Source organism: Cetobacterium sp. 2G large (assembly GCF_014250655.1).
Lineage (GTDB): Bacteria > Fusobacteriota > Fusobacteriia > Fusobacteriales > Fusobacteriaceae > Cetobacterium_A > Cetobacterium_A somerae.
In genome coordinates this window covers 226,621-240,633 of record NZ_JACHTH010000007.1, presented here as the reverse complement: position 1 = coordinate 240,633, position 14,013 = coordinate 226,621, and the positions used below count along the sequence as shown (strand labels likewise).

General features: G+C 31.1%; 19 protein-coding genes. 15 read left to right on the top strand and 4 right to left on the bottom strand.

All coding sequences use genetic code 11. From position 1 onward, the window contains the following. Positions 1–22 precede the first annotated feature (22 nt). From H5J23_RS11775 to H5J23_RS11705, 15 genes are read left to right on the top strand one after another with little or no spacing between them, the layout of a single operon-like run. Positions 23–1,387 carry an ethanolamine ammonia-lyase subunit EutB gene (locus H5J23_RS11775; RefSeq protein WP_023050573.1) on the top strand — a complete coding sequence of 455 codons (1,365 nt, stop codon included), beginning with the start codon at positions 23–25 and terminating at the stop codon, positions 1,385–1,387. 12 nt (positions 1,388–1,399) lie between these two features. Continuing rightward, on the top strand, positions 1,400–2,278 hold the full coding sequence (eutC, locus tag H5J23_RS11770; RefSeq protein WP_185892389.1) for an ethanolamine ammonia-lyase subunit EutC: 879 nt from the start codon (positions 1,400–1,402) through the stop codon (positions 2,276–2,278). A gap of 10 nt (positions 2,279–2,288) precedes the next feature. Beyond that, positions 2,289–2,942: an ethanolamine utilization microcompartment protein EutL gene (gene eutL, locus H5J23_RS11765; protein WP_023050575.1), complete on the top strand. Its 654-nt coding sequence runs from the start codon at positions 2,289–2,291 to the stop codon at positions 2,940–2,942. 17 nt (positions 2,943–2,959) lie between these two features. After that, positions 2,960–3,364 carry a BMC domain-containing protein gene (locus H5J23_RS11760; protein WP_023050576.1) on the top strand — a complete coding sequence of 135 codons (405 nt, stop codon included), beginning with the start codon at positions 2,960–2,962 and terminating at the stop codon, positions 3,362–3,364. 17 nt (positions 3,365–3,381) lie between these two features. Next, positions 3,382–3,666 carry an ethanolamine utilization microcompartment protein EutM gene (eutM, locus tag H5J23_RS11755; protein WP_023050577.1) on the top strand — a complete coding sequence of 95 codons (285 nt, stop codon included), beginning with the start codon at positions 3,382–3,384 and terminating at the stop codon, positions 3,664–3,666. Positions 3,667–3,725: 59 nt separating this feature from the next. Next, positions 3,726–4,244 carry a BMC domain-containing protein gene (locus H5J23_RS11750; protein ID WP_170207986.1) on the top strand — a complete coding sequence of 173 codons (519 nt, stop codon included), beginning with the start codon at positions 3,726–3,728 and terminating at the stop codon, positions 4,242–4,244. Between the two features lie 19 nt (positions 4,245–4,263). Continuing rightward, positions 4,264–5,700 carry an acetaldehyde dehydrogenase (acetylating) gene (locus tag H5J23_RS11745; RefSeq protein ID WP_185892388.1) on the top strand — a complete coding sequence of 479 codons (1,437 nt, stop codon included), beginning with the start codon at positions 4,264–4,266 and terminating at the stop codon, positions 5,698–5,700. A gap of 11 nt (positions 5,701–5,711) precedes the next feature. Further along, positions 5,712–6,470 carry a hypothetical protein gene (locus H5J23_RS11740; protein ID WP_185892386.1) on the top strand — a complete coding sequence of 253 codons (759 nt, stop codon included), beginning with the start codon at positions 5,712–5,714 and terminating at the stop codon, positions 6,468–6,470. Further along, the gene (pduL, locus tag H5J23_RS11735) at positions 6,457–7,104 is read left to right on the top strand and encodes a phosphate propanoyltransferase (RefSeq protein ID WP_023050581.1); all 648 of its coding nucleotides are present in this window, start codon (positions 6,457–6,459) and stop codon (positions 7,102–7,104) included. Before H5J23_RS11740 ends, pduL begins: the two co-directional genes overlap by 14 nt. After that, positions 7,097–7,693, top strand: coding sequence for a hypothetical protein (locus tag H5J23_RS11730; RefSeq protein WP_185892385.1), 597 nt, complete (start codon positions 7,097–7,099; stop codon positions 7,691–7,693). The genes pduL and H5J23_RS11730 overlap by 8 nt, the downstream gene beginning before the upstream one ends. A 4-nt stretch (positions 7,694–7,697) precedes the next feature. Beyond that, a complete protein-coding gene (locus tag H5J23_RS11725; protein ID WP_023050583.1) occupies positions 7,698–7,949 on the top strand; it encodes a EutN/CcmL family microcompartment protein in 252 nt (83 codons plus the stop codon). Further along, on the top strand, positions 7,950–8,216 hold the full coding sequence (locus tag H5J23_RS11720; RefSeq protein ID WP_185892383.1) for a hypothetical protein: 267 nt from the start codon (positions 7,950–7,952) through the stop codon (positions 8,214–8,216). Continuing rightward, on the top strand, positions 8,206–9,294 hold the full coding sequence (gene eutH, locus H5J23_RS11715) for an ethanolamine utilization protein EutH (protein ID WP_023050585.1): 1,089 nt from the start codon (positions 8,206–8,208) through the stop codon (positions 9,292–9,294). The genes H5J23_RS11720 and eutH overlap by 11 nt, the downstream gene beginning before the upstream one ends. Continuing rightward, positions 9,291–9,737 (top strand): cupin domain-containing protein, encoded by a 447-nt coding sequence (locus H5J23_RS11710; RefSeq protein WP_023050586.1) that lies wholly within the window; start codon positions 9,291–9,293, stop codon positions 9,735–9,737. Before eutH ends, H5J23_RS11710 begins: the two co-directional genes overlap by 4 nt. Before the next feature lie 8 nt (positions 9,738–9,745). Continuing rightward, positions 9,746–10,864, top strand: a complete 1,119-nt coding sequence (locus H5J23_RS11705) for a 1-propanol dehydrogenase PduQ (protein ID WP_185892381.1) — start codon at positions 9,746–9,748, stop codon at positions 10,862–10,864. Positions 10,865–10,899: 35 nt separating this feature from the next. Here H5J23_RS11705 and H5J23_RS14230 read toward each other — a convergent pair whose 3' ends face one another. From H5J23_RS14230 to H5J23_RS11690, 4 genes are all read right to left on the bottom strand, one after another. Further along, positions 10,900–11,028 carry a hypothetical protein gene (locus H5J23_RS14230; protein ID WP_255494416.1) on the bottom strand — a complete coding sequence of 43 codons (129 nt, stop codon included), beginning with the start codon at positions 11,026–11,028 and terminating at the stop codon, positions 10,900–10,902. Positions 11,029–11,046: 18 nt separating this feature from the next. Continuing rightward, positions 11,047–11,523 carry a flavodoxin gene (locus tag H5J23_RS11700; RefSeq protein WP_185892380.1) on the bottom strand — a complete coding sequence of 159 codons (477 nt, stop codon included), beginning with the start codon at positions 11,521–11,523 and terminating at the stop codon, positions 11,047–11,049. A 114-nt stretch (positions 11,524–11,637) separates the two neighbouring features. After that, a complete protein-coding gene (locus tag H5J23_RS11695; protein ID WP_185892378.1) occupies positions 11,638–13,089 on the bottom strand; it encodes a sulfatase-like hydrolase/transferase in 1,452 nt (483 codons plus the stop codon). Between the two features lie 17 nt (positions 13,090–13,106). Next, the gene (locus H5J23_RS11690; RefSeq protein WP_185892377.1) at positions 13,107–13,826 is read right to left on the bottom strand and encodes a GntR family transcriptional regulator; all 720 of its coding nucleotides are present in this window, start codon (positions 13,824–13,826) and stop codon (positions 13,107–13,109) included. Between the last annotated feature and the right edge of the window lie 187 nt (positions 13,827–14,013).

Below are 14,013 nucleotides of genomic sequence, written 5' to 3'. Positions count from 1 at the left end.
AAAATAGATTGGGGTGAGTTTGATGAGATTACACACAAGACTTTTTGGCCAAGACTATGTATTTGAAAATTTATATGATGTTATGGCTAAAGCAAATGAAGAAAAATCAGGTGATGAGTTAGCTGGAATAGCAGCAAGAAGTACAAAGGAAAGAGTGGCAGCAAAAGAGGTATTATCTAATATAAAACTTAAAGAGTTTAAAGAGAATCCTGCAGTTCCTTATGATCAAGATGAGGTTACAAGAATTATAATAGACGCTTTAAACTTAAAGGTATATGAAGAGATAAAAGAATGGACTGTTGGTGAATTAAGAGAGTGGTTATTAGCTACTGAAAATGGAGATAGAGAGATTCAGTGGATAAGAAGAGGATTAACTTCAGAGATGATATCAGCAGTTACAAAGTTAATGTCAAATTTAGATTTGATTAGAGCGGCGAGTAAAATTCAAGTAAAAAAACATTGTAACACAACAATTGGAGGAAAAGGGATTCTAGCAGCTAGACTGCAACCTAATCATACAACAGATGATCCAGATGGAATAATGATTTCACTACTAGAAGGATTAAGCTATGGAGTTGGAGATGCTTTAATAGGATTAAACCCAGTTGATGATACTGTAGATAGTGTTGTTAGAGTTTTACAAAGATTTGATGAGATAAAGAAAAAATTTAATATACCAACACAAATATGTGTACTAGCTCACGTAACTACTCAAATGGAAGCTATAAGAAAAGGAGCTCCTACAGATTTAATATTCCAAAGTATAGCTGGATCACAAAAATCAAATGAAGCTTTTGGAATAACAGGAGATATGATAGAGGAAGCAAGACAGTTAGCTTTAACTCATGGAACAGCAGCTGGACCAAATGTAATGTATTTTGAAACAGGACAAGGTTCTGAACTTTCTTCAGATGGACATAATGGTGTGGATCAATTAACAATGGAAGCAAGATGTTATGGATTTGCTAAAAAATACGATCCATTTATAGTTAATACCGTAGTTGGATTTATAGGTCCAGAGTATCTTTACGATAGTAAACAAGTTACAAGAGCTGGATTAGAAGACCACTTTATGGGAAAACTTCATGGATTATCTATGGGAGTTGACGTTTGTTATACAAACCATATGAAGGCAGACCAAAACGATATTGAAAACTTAGCTGTTTTATTAACAGCAGCTGGATGTAACTATTTTATGGGAGTTCCAGCTGGAGATGATATTATGTTAAACTACCAAACTACAGGATATCATGATATTCAAACTTTAAGAGAAACATTAAATGTTAAACCTATAAAAGAGTTTGAGGAGTGGCTAGAAAAAGTAGGTATCAGAGATGAGGATGGAAATTTAACTAATCTTGCAGGAGATGCATCACTATTTTTATAGGAGGAGAGAATAATGATTTCTGAAAAAGAGTTGAAAGATATAATATCACAAGTTTTAAAAGAGATGGATGGAGAGGGAAAGGCTTTAGAAAAAGTAAAAGAGAGAGTTGAAAAAACACTTTCTAATTTGGAAGAGGTAGAGGATATAACTAAAATTGATTTAAGAGAAGTTATAGACGTAGTGAATCCAAAAAATAGAGAGGAGTTATTAAAGTATAAAAGAAAAACACCAGCAAGAGTTGGAATTGGAAGAGCTGGAACAAGATATACAACATCAACAATGTTAAGATTTAGAGCTGACCACGCTTCAGCACAAGATGCTGTATTTACTGATGTTTCAGATGAAGTATTAGCTAAAAATAATCTATTTACAGTTCAAACAAGATGTAACTCTAAAGATGAATATATAACAAGACCAGATTTAGGAAGAAGATTATCAGATGAAGCTGTAAAGGTTTTAAAAGAGAGATGTAAACAAAATCCAACAGTTCAAGTTTATGTTTCAGATGGTCTTAGTTCAACAGCAGTAGAAGTAAACGTTGAAAATATACTTCCAGCACTATTAAATGGATTAAAAGCTTATGGAATAGATACAGGAACACCATTTTTCTTGAAATATGGAAGAGTTGCTGCTTCAGATGACGTAGCTGAAACACTTGGTGCAACAGTAACTTGTGTATTAATTGGAGAGAGACCAGGGCTAGCAACTGCAGAAAGTATGAGTGCATATATAACGTATAAAGGATATGTAGGAATACCAGAAGCTAAGAGAACAGTTGTATCAAATATACATGAAAAAGGAACTCCAGCAGTGGAAGCAGGAGCACATGTGGCACATATAATTAAGAAAATATTAGACGCTAAAGCAAGCGGACAAGATTTAAAATTATAAGGAGGAAAAAATGACAAACGATCCTATAAAACCAAGTGTTTTAGCAGTTAAGCTAATACCAAATGTAGATGATAAAATGGCGGAAGAGTTCAAACTTCCAAAAGGGTATAAGAGTATTGGAATAGTTACAGCAGATTGTGATGATGTAACATATACAGCATTAGATTATGCAACAAAAATGTCAGAAGTTGAAGTAGTTTATGGTAGATCATTTTATGGTGGAGCAGCAAATGCAAATACAAAATTAGCTGGAGAAGTTATTGGAATAATAGCTGGACCTACACCTGCTGAAGTAAAAAGTGGATTAAATGCAATAGTAGACTTTATAGAAAATGAAGCATGTTTCTATAGTGCTAATGATGATGATACAATTGCATATTATGCTCACTGTGTTTCAAGAACAGGAACTTATTTGTCAAAAACTGCAGGAGTACCAGAGGGAGAAGCTTTAGCATATTTAATAGCACCACCTTTAGAAGCTATGTATGCACTTGATGTAGCATTAAAAGCAGCAGATGTAAGATTAGCAGCTTTCTTTGGACCACCATCAGAAACTAACTTTGGAGGAGGACTTTTAACAGGTAGTCAATCAGCATGTAAAGCAGCATGTGATGCTTTTGCTGATGCTGTGAAATATGTTGCTCAAAATCCATTAAAGTTCTAAAAGGAGTTGTTTAAATTATGAAAGCGTTAGGAATGATTGAAACAAGAGGAATGGTTGGAGCGATAGAGGCTGTAGATGTGGCGTGTAAGACGGCAGATGTAGAGGTACTAAATAGACATCTTGTAAAAGGTGGAATAGTGACAGTTGAAATAGTTGGTGATGTTGGAGCTGTAAAAGTTGCAGTAGAAGCAGCAGCTGAAGCAGTTAAAAGATTAGGAGTTTATATGGGAAGTCATGTAATCCCAAGACCAACTGAAGAAGTATACAATATGTTAGAAAAAAAAGAGGTTCCAACAGAAAAGGTAGTAGAGGAAGAGATAATTGTAGAGCTTCCAGAAGAAAATGAAGTGATAGTAGAAGAAATAGTAGATGAAGTAGAAACAAAATCAGTAGTAAATAGAAGAGATAAAACTAAAAAATAGATAAGGAGAGGATATTTATGGCAACTTTAAATGCATTAGGAATGGTAGAAACAAGAGGATTAGTAGCAGCGATAGAGGCAGCAGATGCAATGGTGAAAGCAGCAAACGTAACTTTAATAGGAAAAGAGATTGTTGGAGGAGGACTTGTGAGTGTTTTAGTTAGAGGAGACGTTGGAGCTGTAAAAGCAGCAACAGATGCTGGAGCAGCAGCTGCAGATAGAATTGGAGAGTTAATCTCTGTTCACGTAATTCCAAGACCACACTCAGATGTAGAGGCAATCTTACCAAAAGAAGCAAAGTAGTAAAATATATTAGGGAGTGACATGCTAGTCACTCCCTAAAAAAAATGAAAGGAGAAGAGATGAAAGCGTTAGGTATAGTTGAATTCAATAGTATTCCAAAGGGAATTGAGGAATTAGATAAAATTATAAAATTTAATGAATTAAAAATATATAAGGCTGGAGTAACTTGTCCTGGAAAATATTATTTTATAGTTTATGGAGATAACTCTTCAGTTAAAGATGGATTAAAAGATTTAACAGGGGAACGTTGTAAACAAGTTATCTCTGGAGTAAGTGAAAAGCTTTTAGAAGCATTAAATAGAAAAAGAGAAGATAAAAAATTTAAAGCAATAGGTGTAGTTGAATTTTTGAATATAGCTGATGGTGTTAAAGTTTTAGATCATGTGATTAAAAGTGTTGATGTAGATATAGTTAAATTAGTTTTAGGATGGACACTAGCAGGAAAATGTTATTTTGTTGTAGGAGGAGAAACGAGTTCTATAGATGAGGCAATAGTTTTAGTTACAGGATCATCTTATAAATATATGGATATTAGTAAAATAAATAACCCAGTTGAAAACATACTTGATTATATTTAAGTTTTAATAGGGAGGCAAAATGGATAGAGATTTGATGTCAAGACAAGAGGTAAGAGATTTAATAAGAAAATCAAAGGAAGCTCAGAAAATATATGCTACATTTTCTCAAGAGAAAATAGATAGTATTATATGTTCTATGGTAGAGGGAATAAAAGGGTACAGTGAAAAATTAGCTAAGATGGCTGTTGAAGAAACTGGTTTTGGAAATTGGCAAGATAAAGTTCTAAAAAATAAGTTCGCTTCAGAATATGTATATGAGTATATAAAAAATATGAAAACTATTGGTGAGTTAAAAAATGAAAATGGAGTTTTAGAGATTGGTGTTCCTTTAGGTGTTATAGCTGGATTAATTCCATCGACAAATCCAACATCTACAACAATTTATAAAACATTAATATCATTAAAAGCTGGAAATGGAATAATTGTAAGTCCTCATCCAAATGCTAAAAATTGTATAATTGAAACAGCTAATCTATTGATAGAGATTGCAGAAAAAGCTGGAGCACCTGAAGGATTAATAGGTGTAGTAAAAACAGTAACTATGGATGCAACAGAGGAGCTAATGAAACATGAGGATACAGCACTGATTTTAGCTACTGGTGGAGAAGCTATGGTAAAAGCTGCATATAGTTCAGGGAATCCAGCAATAGGAGTTGGACCAGGAAATGGACCAGCATTTATAGAGAAAAGTGCAAATATAAAATTAGCTGTGAAAAGAATTATAGATAGTAAAACTTTTGATAATGGTGTTATATGTGCTTCTGAGCAATCTATAATTGTAGAAAAAGTGATAAGAGAACAGGTGAAAGAGGAGTTATTAGCTCAAGGTGGATATTTCTTAAATCCAGAAGAATCTAAAAAACTTGCTAATTTCATTTTAAGAAGTAATGGAACTATGAATCCACAAATTGTAGGTAAAAATGCTTTAAGATTAGCACAGATGGCAGGAATAAATGTTCCATGTGACACTAAAGTTTTAATTTCAGAAGAGTGTGAAGTTTCAAAAAGAAATCCATACTCTAGAGAGAAATTAGCTCCAATTTTAGCATTTTATGTTGAAAATAGTTGGGAAGAAGCGTGTGAAAGATCTATTGAGATATTAAATGTAGAAGGAAAAGGACATACTATGGTTATTCACTCTGAGAATGAGATGGTTATAAGAGAGTTTGCTCTAAAAAAACCAGTTTCAAGACTTTTAGTTAATACACCAGGTGCTTTAGGTGGAATTGGTGGAACAACTAATCTTGCTCCAGCACTAACTCTAGGATGTGGTGCAGTTGGAGGAAGTTCAACTTCTGATAATATAACACCATTAAATCTTATAAATATAAGAAGAGTGGCTTGGGGAGTTAGAGAGCTAGAGGATATAAAAGGGGAAAAGAAAAGCTGTGAAACATCACAAGATAAATTAGAAGAGATGGTAAAGAAAATAGTAGCAGATATATTAAATAGATAGGAGAGGTACTTATGGTTCTAACAGAGGAAAAATTAAGATCTCTTTATAAAAAAGATGAAAATATGAAAGAGATTTCTTTAGAAAAAGGAACAATTTTAACTCCTTCAGCAAGACAATTTTTAATAGATAAAGATATAAAAGTAGTTGATAAAATAGCTGGAAAAACCGAAGAGGCTAGAGAGTTTAAAGAGATAAGAAATGAAGAATCAAAACCTAAGTACAAAGGAATATTAGGAGAGCTTTACGTTGAAAAACCAGAGTATATGACTCAAATATATGGAAATGTTTTAGTAAAAAAAGATGATAAAAGGATAATTTTTAGAGGTGTAATAGATTCTTTTCAAAGTCGTTGGCTAGTTTTAATGAAAGATTTAGAAGAGATTAAAAATGTTAAACTCCAAAAAGATTTAGAAAGTATTGAAAAATTTATAAAAAACATTTTAGTTTCAGAGGTTATAGGAGAGGCATTAGTTGATATAAAGGTTTTAGAAAAAAGTTTAGATGAGATTAGAGATATCTCTCATAATCCTAAAAAATATTTTAATAGAGAGCATCTCTTTGGAATATGTTCAAAGGATAGTTATCCAGTTATAAAATTAAATGAGATGAGAGCACTATCTAGAGAGTTAGAGATTAAAGGTGTAGAAGCTTTTGTTAAAGAGAATGGAACAATCGAAAGAAGAGACATCCTATTAGCACTAAATAGATTAAGTAGTGCTATCTATATAATGATGTTAAGAGGGGTGACAGGAGAGTATGGAAATCGATGAGATTGTAAAATTAGTAAAGGATGCTGTAGAAAAAGAGTTGAATCAAAAAGAGTATAAAAATATGAAAAGAATTCCAATAGAAGCTTCAGGTAGGCATATTCACCTTTCAGAGGAGGATGCAGAGGTTTTATTTGGAGAGAGATATCAATTTAATAAAGTGAAAGATCTATCTCAACCTGGACAATATGCTTGTAAGGAAAGAGTTAGACTAGTTGGTCCAAAAGGAGTAATTGAAGGAGTAATAGTTTTAGGACCATTTAGGGGAAGTACTCAAATTGAACTTTCATTAACAGATGCTAGAACTTTAGGTGTAACTCCTATTTTAAGAGAATCAGGAAGTACAAAGGATACTCCAGGAATTTTAATAACAAATGGTGATAGATACTTAAAGTTAAAAGAGGGAGTAATAGTAGCTAAAAATCATATTCATATGACAGAAGAAGACTCAAGAAGGTTAAACTTAAAAGATAAGGATAAGGTAAAAGTAAAAATTTGTGGTAGTTTAAGACCAATGATTTTTGAAGATGTTGTTGTGAGAGTGAATAATAGATTTTCTCTAAATATGCATATAGACTATGATGAAGCCAATGCTTGTTTTTTAACTAAAGACTCTTATGGAGAGATTTATGAATGAAAATGATTTATTAGATATTATAAGAAAAGAGATAGAGAAGTATATAAGAGAAAAAAATAGTTCACAAGAACAAAACATAAAAGAAAAAATAACTCTTTTAGGAGAGGATTTAATACTTAAAGAGGAGTTAAAAAAAAGATTTGAGATTTCAGATGAAAGCGATAAAATAGTAGTTTTTTCATTGGAAATTGATGAGTTATTTTCCATTTCAAATGCAACATATATAAATCCAAAAACAGAGTTGATAATAAAATCTCTATTAAAAAATAAATATATATATTTAATAGAGGAGGGAATATCTTGGCGAAGTTACAGTTGTGAAGTTAAAAAAATAGCCGATAAGTATTTAAGTTATGAAAAAGAACTGAAAGATATGGGGATAAAAATTATTAAAAAAATGGAAGTTCTTGATTATTTGGATAATACTAAAAGGAAAAAATATTTTGATAAAAAAGTGATGACTTTAAAGGATGTTAAAGAGATTGAAAGAGAAGCAGCAGATGAAATAGTTATTTCAGATAAAATCTTTATAACAGACTCAGCCAAAGAATATTTAAAAAATTCAGCTTTAGAAATAAAAAAAGGGTGATTTTATGGTTATAGGAAAGATTATTGGAAATGTTTGGGCAACAAGAAAAGATGAGTCTTTAAATGGTTTGAAATTTATGATAGCTCAACTTGAAAACGGAGAAAAAATAGTTGTATGTGATTATATTGGGGCTGGAACAGGAGATATGGTTCTTATAACAAAAGGAAGTGGAGCAAGAAAAGTTTTAGAAAATGAAAGTATACCAATTGATGCAGTAACAATTGGTATTATAGATGGATTTGAGGAAGGTGAATAGATGAAAAAGAAACTTATTACCTTGGAAAATGTAGAGGAGTTTATAGTAGGAGATGAATTAAATATGTCAAAATATATGATTCTTCTTCCTAAAGTAAATGATTATTTAAAAAATAAAGGGGTAAAAATTAGATATGTATCTGATAGTTGCAAAAGTTTAGAAGAAAGAATCAAACTGATTTTGACTAAAGACTTTAATATATCAGATGAAAGAGTAATCGGTGAAGTCTTAAAAAAAGTTAAAGGGGGTATAAATAATGGGTATTAATGAGATTATCATTTATATAATGGTTTTATTTATGGTAATTGGAGCAATTGATAAGTGTTTGGGAAATAAATTTGGTTATGGTGAGAAGTTTGAAGAGGGAATTATGGCAATGGGTGCTCTAGCTCTAGCAATGGTTGGAGTAATATCACTTGCTCCAGTATTAGCCAAGATACTTCGTCCAATAATTTCTCCAGCTTATACAATGCTTGGGGCAGACCCAGCAATGTTTGCTACGACATTATTGGCAAATGATATGGGTGGATATCCACTAGCAATGGAGCTAGCACTTTCACCTGAAGCTGGAAAATTTGCAGGGCTAATACTAGGGGCAATGATGGGTCCAACTCTTGTTTTCACAATTCCAGTAGCACTTGGAATAATTGAAAAAGAGGATAGACCATACTTAGCAAAAGGTATATTAGCAGGTATGATTACAATTCCAATTGGTTGTTTAGCTGGTGGATTAACAGCAGGATTCTCATTAGAGTTAGTACTTTCAAATATACTTCCAATAATAATCTTCTCAGCATTAATATCTTTAGGTCTTTGGAAAATGCCTGAAAAGATGACTAGTGGATTCACAATTTTTGGAAAAGGAGTAGTCATCGTTATAACAATTGGATTAGCTGCATCAATAATTGAAACATTAACAGGAATTGTTGTTATCCCAGGAATGGCTCCAATAACAGATGGTATTGAAATTGTAGGAAGCATTGCAATTACATTAGCTGGTGCATTCCCGTTAGTATTATTCTTAACTAAAGTTTTAAATAAGCCACTTACAAAACTTGGAGAATCATTGGGAATGAATGAAAAAGCAGCAGCAGGATTAGTAGCAACACTTGCTAACAATATCCCAATGTTTGGATTAATGAAAGAGATGGATAAAAAAGGTAAAGTAATAAACGTAGCATTTGCTGTAAGTGCGGCTTTCGTATTTGGAGATCACTTAGGATTTACTGCAGGAGTAGATTCGCAAATGATATTCCCAATGGTTGTTGGAAAGTTAGTTGGTGGAGTAACAGCAGTTATTTTAGCAAAATTTATGTTCAGAAATATAGAGGGTGAAGCAAAATGATAAATATAGATGAGTTAGAACTAGAAAAAATAATTAGAAAAGTTATAGAGAAAGAGTTAAGAGGAGAAAAAAGTATAAAGTATGTAGATCCATCTGGTGTGGCTGTTGTAAAAGCTGAAAAGATAGAAAAAGTTAAGTTTGATACAGGAAATCCTCAAGATCAAGTTTATGTAACAGATTTATTCTCTTTAGAAGAAAGCCCTAGAATTGGTGCGGGTATGATGGAGATGACAAAAAGTACTTTCGATTGGACATTAAATTATGATGAGATTGATTATGTAATAGAGGGTAAATTAGAAATTGTAATAGATGGAAGAACAATTACAGGTGAAAAAGGAGATGTCCTTTTAATTCCAAAGGGATCAAGTATAAAGTTTAAAGCTACAGAATATGCTAAGTTTATCTATGTTGTCTATCCAGCTAACTGGATGGAACAGAAGTAGGTGGGGTTATGAGAGAATATTTCATAAAACCAAAAATAAAATCAGGTGAAGATTCTTTAGACTGTTTAAAAACATTAAAATATTCAAGTTACCTTATAGTAACAGATAAAGCTATGGTAGATTTAAAAATAGTGGATAAAATTTTAGAAAAATTACCTAAAGATTCAAAAATAAAAATATTTAAAGATGTAACTCCTAATCCAACAGTAGAAATAGTTGAAAGAGGATTAAAAGAGATTGTTTATTTTTCTCCTCAGTGTGTAATTGGTTTAGGTGGTGGTTCGCCAATAGATGCTTGTAAAGGTATTTTATATTTTAATTTGAAAATAGAAGATGAGCTGAAAATAAAAAGAGAGAAGCCATACTTTATTGCAATACCAACAACAAGTGGAACAGGATCAGAAGTGACATCATATAGTGTTATAACTAAAGGGGATAAAAAAATTGCACTGGCTAATGAGGAGATGTTACCAGATTTAGCAATATTAAATCCAGAGTTTATGAAAACACTTCCATCTAAGATAATTGCAGATACGGGTATGGATGTTTTAACTCATGCACTAGAGGCTTATGTTTCTACAATAGCAACACCATTTACAGATTCATCAGCTAAAGAAGCCATAAAAATTATTAAAGAGAATTTAGTAAATCACTTTAACAATCCACAGTTACTGCTTCCAAGAGAAAATGTGCAGTATGCTTCTTGTATGGCTGGGATAGCTTTTAATAACTCATCATTAGGTATTAACCATAGTGTAGCACACTCTATTGGAGCAAAGTTTCATATATCTCATGGAAGAGCTAACGCTATAATAATGCCATATATAATTGAAGTTAATACAAAAGCTTGGAAGAAATATAGTGAACTTGCAAAGCTTTTAGATTTTAATCCAACTGATGACGAAAATGGAAAAAATCTATTTAATGGATTTGTAAAAAAACTAAAGGAAAATTTAGGAATAGAAAAATCTTTGAAAGATTTAGGTATAAACTTTGAAGAGTTTAAAATTAAAATTCCAGAGATATTAGAAGATATAAAAGGAGATATATGCACAGAGTATAATCCCAATAGATTGACTGATGAGGATTATATAAAACTTTTATTGAAAATTTATTTTGGAGAATAATACAGAAATGGCGTGGATATTCACGCCATTTTATATTAATTACTTGCCCCTTTAAAACTACTTTTTTTCATCTCTTTTAAAAACTCTTGAAGTTCATTTTTTTCATCATCTGTTACAGAAGATTCTTCTTTATTCAAAAGTTCGATAAATCTATTTTTTGACATATAATCACTCCCCATAAATTATTTAAAATTAACAACCCACTTTTCAATTCTCTCATCTGTTAAATTACTTTGATTTGATTCATCAATAACTAAACCAATAAACTTACCATTTTCAATAGCTGTCGATTCATCAAAAGAGTATCCATCAGTTGAAGTTGATCCAACAATAGTTGCGTTAGCCTCAGTTGCAGCAACATATAAATCCCTCATTCCATTAACAAAACTAGAAGAGAAAGCTTCTTGATCTCCAACTCCAACAATTCCAATTTTTTTTCCAGTTAAATTTAAGCTTTTTAATTTTTCCAAAGGTCCAATCCAATCATCTTGTATATCTCCTATTCCCCAAGTAGATGTTGCTAATATAGCAGTATCAAATTCTAAAATCTTTTCGATATCACCTGCGTGAAATACTTTTGCATCTAATAAACTTCCTAATTTTTCAGCAACTTGTTCAGTAACTCCAGTAGTACTTCCATAAAATACACCAATATTCATAAATAAACCTCCTTAATTATTGTTGATATGATTATATAATAAAATATTTTGAAAATCAATATATTTTTAAATAAAAAAATAGAAGAGTTTAAAAAAACTCTTCTAAAAATTATTTTATAGATAGTTAATGATTCTATAAAGCCAATTTGCTAGGGGATCTTTAATTTCAACCATTTCACAATAAAGTTCTTTTAACATTTGTTTTTTAAGATCTTTAAATTGCTCATCATAGAATAGGTTATTAATCTCTTCAGGATCTTTTTCTAAATCATAAAGCTCACAAAGATCAGTTGCATTAAAAACAATTTTATATCTTTCATTTCTCCACATTCTTTGTTCAAAAGATACGAAGTGACCAGAAAGTTGTCCTAAAATTCCATTTCTTTTATCATATGCTTCGTTTCTTAGTAATGGAAGAAGAGATTTTCCATCGAAGAAATCAGAATAATTACCATTGATAAGATCACTACATGAAGGAGTTAAATCATGTAAATAAACCATGGCATTTTCTCTCTCTCCCTTTCTAGGAGATTTAGGATCTTTTATAATCATTGGAATTCTATAGGTAGTTTCAAACATAAACTCCCCTTTTTCAATCATCTTATGAGCTCCCATAGCATCTCCGTGATCAGCAGTAACTGTCAAAAATATATCATCATAAAGTCCTTCATTTTTTAGGAATTGGAAGAACTCCCCAAGAGCATCATCAATAAGAGTTATATATCCCCAGAATTTAGTTATAACCTCTTTCCATCTATCTTCACTAGCATCCCACATTCCCCACATTTGAGAGATGTTTTTATAGTGGTTTGGTTTGTTTTTTAAAGGTTCATAGAAACTTTTATCAAGGATTACATCATTAGGATTATACATAGAGTAATAAGGTTCTGGAACTACACATGGAGTGTGAGGTCCCCAGAAGTTCATCCAAATAAAAAATGGTCTTCCTTCTTTTTTAGCTTGTAAAATCTCTTTTTTAGCTTCGTCAATTACAAAGAATGGTAGAGTGGCTTCTTTAGGACAATGAAGTTTTCCACAAAGTTCTTGAACTCTAAGATGAGGGTTTTCTCCGAAATATTCATCTGTAACTTTAGGCGTTTCAAATCCTTTTTCTTCTAACCATTTTACATATCTATCCTCTTTTTTAGGTCCTTGGTCAAAAACCATGTTTTCATAAACATTACTTCCAGGATATCCATATCCATCGAAATTATGACCAATAAATCCAAAATCTTTAGGTAAAATATTTCCTCCAACATGCCACTTTCCAATATATATTTTTTTATGGTCTTTTAAGTCTGAAATTATATTTGGATTATTTAAGCTAGGATCTTGTACCTCAGCTTTTTCAACATTTCTAATTATTTTATGATTTGTTGGCATTTGCCCTGTGAAAAGTGATGTTCTTGCTGGACAACAAACAGAGGCAGGAGTATATGCTCTATCAAAAATAACTCCCTCATCAGCTAACTTATCCATATTAGGAGTTTTAACAATATTATGTCCATAACACCCTAACATATCAGTACGAATTTGATCTAATAAAATAATTGCTATATTTTCCATTTACTACTCCTTTAAACTTATTTTTTATATTCTGTCGTATATATAAATCTATCCCCTCTTATGTATGCTAAAGTATATTCAAAAATTTTATTATTGAACCATAGTTTTTTTTCAATTTCCATACCTAAATTGCAATTTTTGATTTTCATAAGTTTTTGTAAATCATCATTTAATATACAAGGTCTAAACTTTTCAATTCCTTTTTCAAAAACTATTCCATATTTTTTTTCTAAAATATCATAAAGTTTTTTATCAGATAAATCCATTTTTTCTAATCCAGGAAGTTTTTCAGCTAAAAAATGTATTTTTTCATAAAGTATAGGTTCATTATCAGCATATCTAACCCATTCAATGATAAGAACATTTTCAGTTGTAATCTCCATTTGCTCTTGTATTTCCTCTGTTGGAGAAAAAATTCCAATAGACAAAATTTTGGAGTATGGTGTTTTACCAGATTTTTTTATATCATCAAAAAGTTTATTTAAACCTGACTTATTTTGAACGATAGGCATTGGTGTAACAAATGTTCCTTTTCCTCTAATCTTTTGTATAAGATTATCTTGCTCAAGTTTTTCGAGAGCTTTACGAATAGTGATTCTACTTACGTCGTAATTTTCACATAATTGCATCTCAGTAGGAAGTTTTTCAAACTCTTTTATTTTTCCCTTTTCGATGCTTTTTTTTAGCTCTTTATAAATTTTTTCATAATGACTGTTATTTTTCTTTATTTTACTCACCTCGAGCATTAAAATTTGTATTATTTGTTATGCTCATTTTTTATCATATAAATGATTTTTTTTCAAGAATTATTTGTCTTTTATAAACATAACAAATATAACAACTTTATAAGAAGTATCTATTTAATATGAAGTTTGGAGTATTACATTTTTTATAAAAAAATAGTGGTTAAAATTAAGATATTGT

Coding starts and splice junctions, on each gene's coding strand:
- H5J23_RS11720 (WP_185892383.1), top strand. CDS start 7,950: ATGAAAAAGAAACTTATTACCTTGGAAAATGTAGAGGAGTTTATAGTA.
- H5J23_RS11725 (WP_023050583.1), top strand. CDS start 7,698: ATGGTTATAGGAAAGATTATTGGAAATGTTTGGGCAACAAGAAAAGAT.
- H5J23_RS11750 (WP_170207986.1), top strand. CDS start 3,726: ATGAAAGCGTTAGGTATAGTTGAATTCAATAGTATTCCAAAGGGAATT.
- H5J23_RS11695 (WP_185892378.1), bottom strand. CDS start 13,089: ATGGAAAATATAGCAATTATTTTATTAGATCAAATTCGTACTGATATG.
- eutC (WP_185892389.1), top strand. CDS start 1,400: ATGATTTCTGAAAAAGAGTTGAAAGATATAATATCACAAGTTTTAAAA.
- H5J23_RS11760 (WP_023050576.1), top strand. CDS start 2,960: ATGAAAGCGTTAGGAATGATTGAAACAAGAGGAATGGTTGGAGCGATA.
- H5J23_RS11710 (WP_023050586.1), top strand. CDS start 9,291: ATGATAAATATAGATGAGTTAGAACTAGAAAAAATAATTAGAAAAGTT.
- eutM (WP_023050577.1), top strand. CDS start 3,382: ATGGCAACTTTAAATGCATTAGGAATGGTAGAAACAAGAGGATTAGTA.
- pduL (WP_023050581.1), top strand. CDS start 6,457: ATGGAAATCGATGAGATTGTAAAATTAGTAAAGGATGCTGTAGAAAAA.
- H5J23_RS11705 (WP_185892381.1), top strand. CDS start 9,746: ATGAGAGAATATTTCATAAAACCAAAAATAAAATCAGGTGAAGATTCT.
- eutH (WP_023050585.1), top strand. CDS start 8,206: ATGGGTATTAATGAGATTATCATTTATATAATGGTTTTATTTATGGTA.
- H5J23_RS11700 (WP_185892380.1), bottom strand. CDS start 11,523: ATGAATATTGGTGTATTTTATGGAAGTACTACTGGAGTTACTGAACAA.
- H5J23_RS11740 (WP_185892386.1), top strand. CDS start 5,712: ATGGTTCTAACAGAGGAAAAATTAAGATCTCTTTATAAAAAAGATGAA.
- H5J23_RS11730 (WP_185892385.1), top strand. CDS start 7,097: ATGAATGAAAATGATTTATTAGATATTATAAGAAAAGAGATAGAGAAG.
- H5J23_RS11745 (WP_185892388.1), top strand. CDS start 4,264: ATGGATAGAGATTTGATGTCAAGACAAGAGGTAAGAGATTTAATAAGA.
- eutL (WP_023050575.1), top strand. CDS start 2,289: ATGACAAACGATCCTATAAAACCAAGTGTTTTAGCAGTTAAGCTAATA.
- H5J23_RS11775 (WP_023050573.1), top strand. CDS start 23: ATGAGATTACACACAAGACTTTTTGGCCAAGACTATGTATTTGAAAAT.
- H5J23_RS14230 (WP_255494416.1), bottom strand. CDS start 11,028: ATGTCAAAAAATAGATTTATCGAACTTTTGAATAAAGAAGAATCTTCT.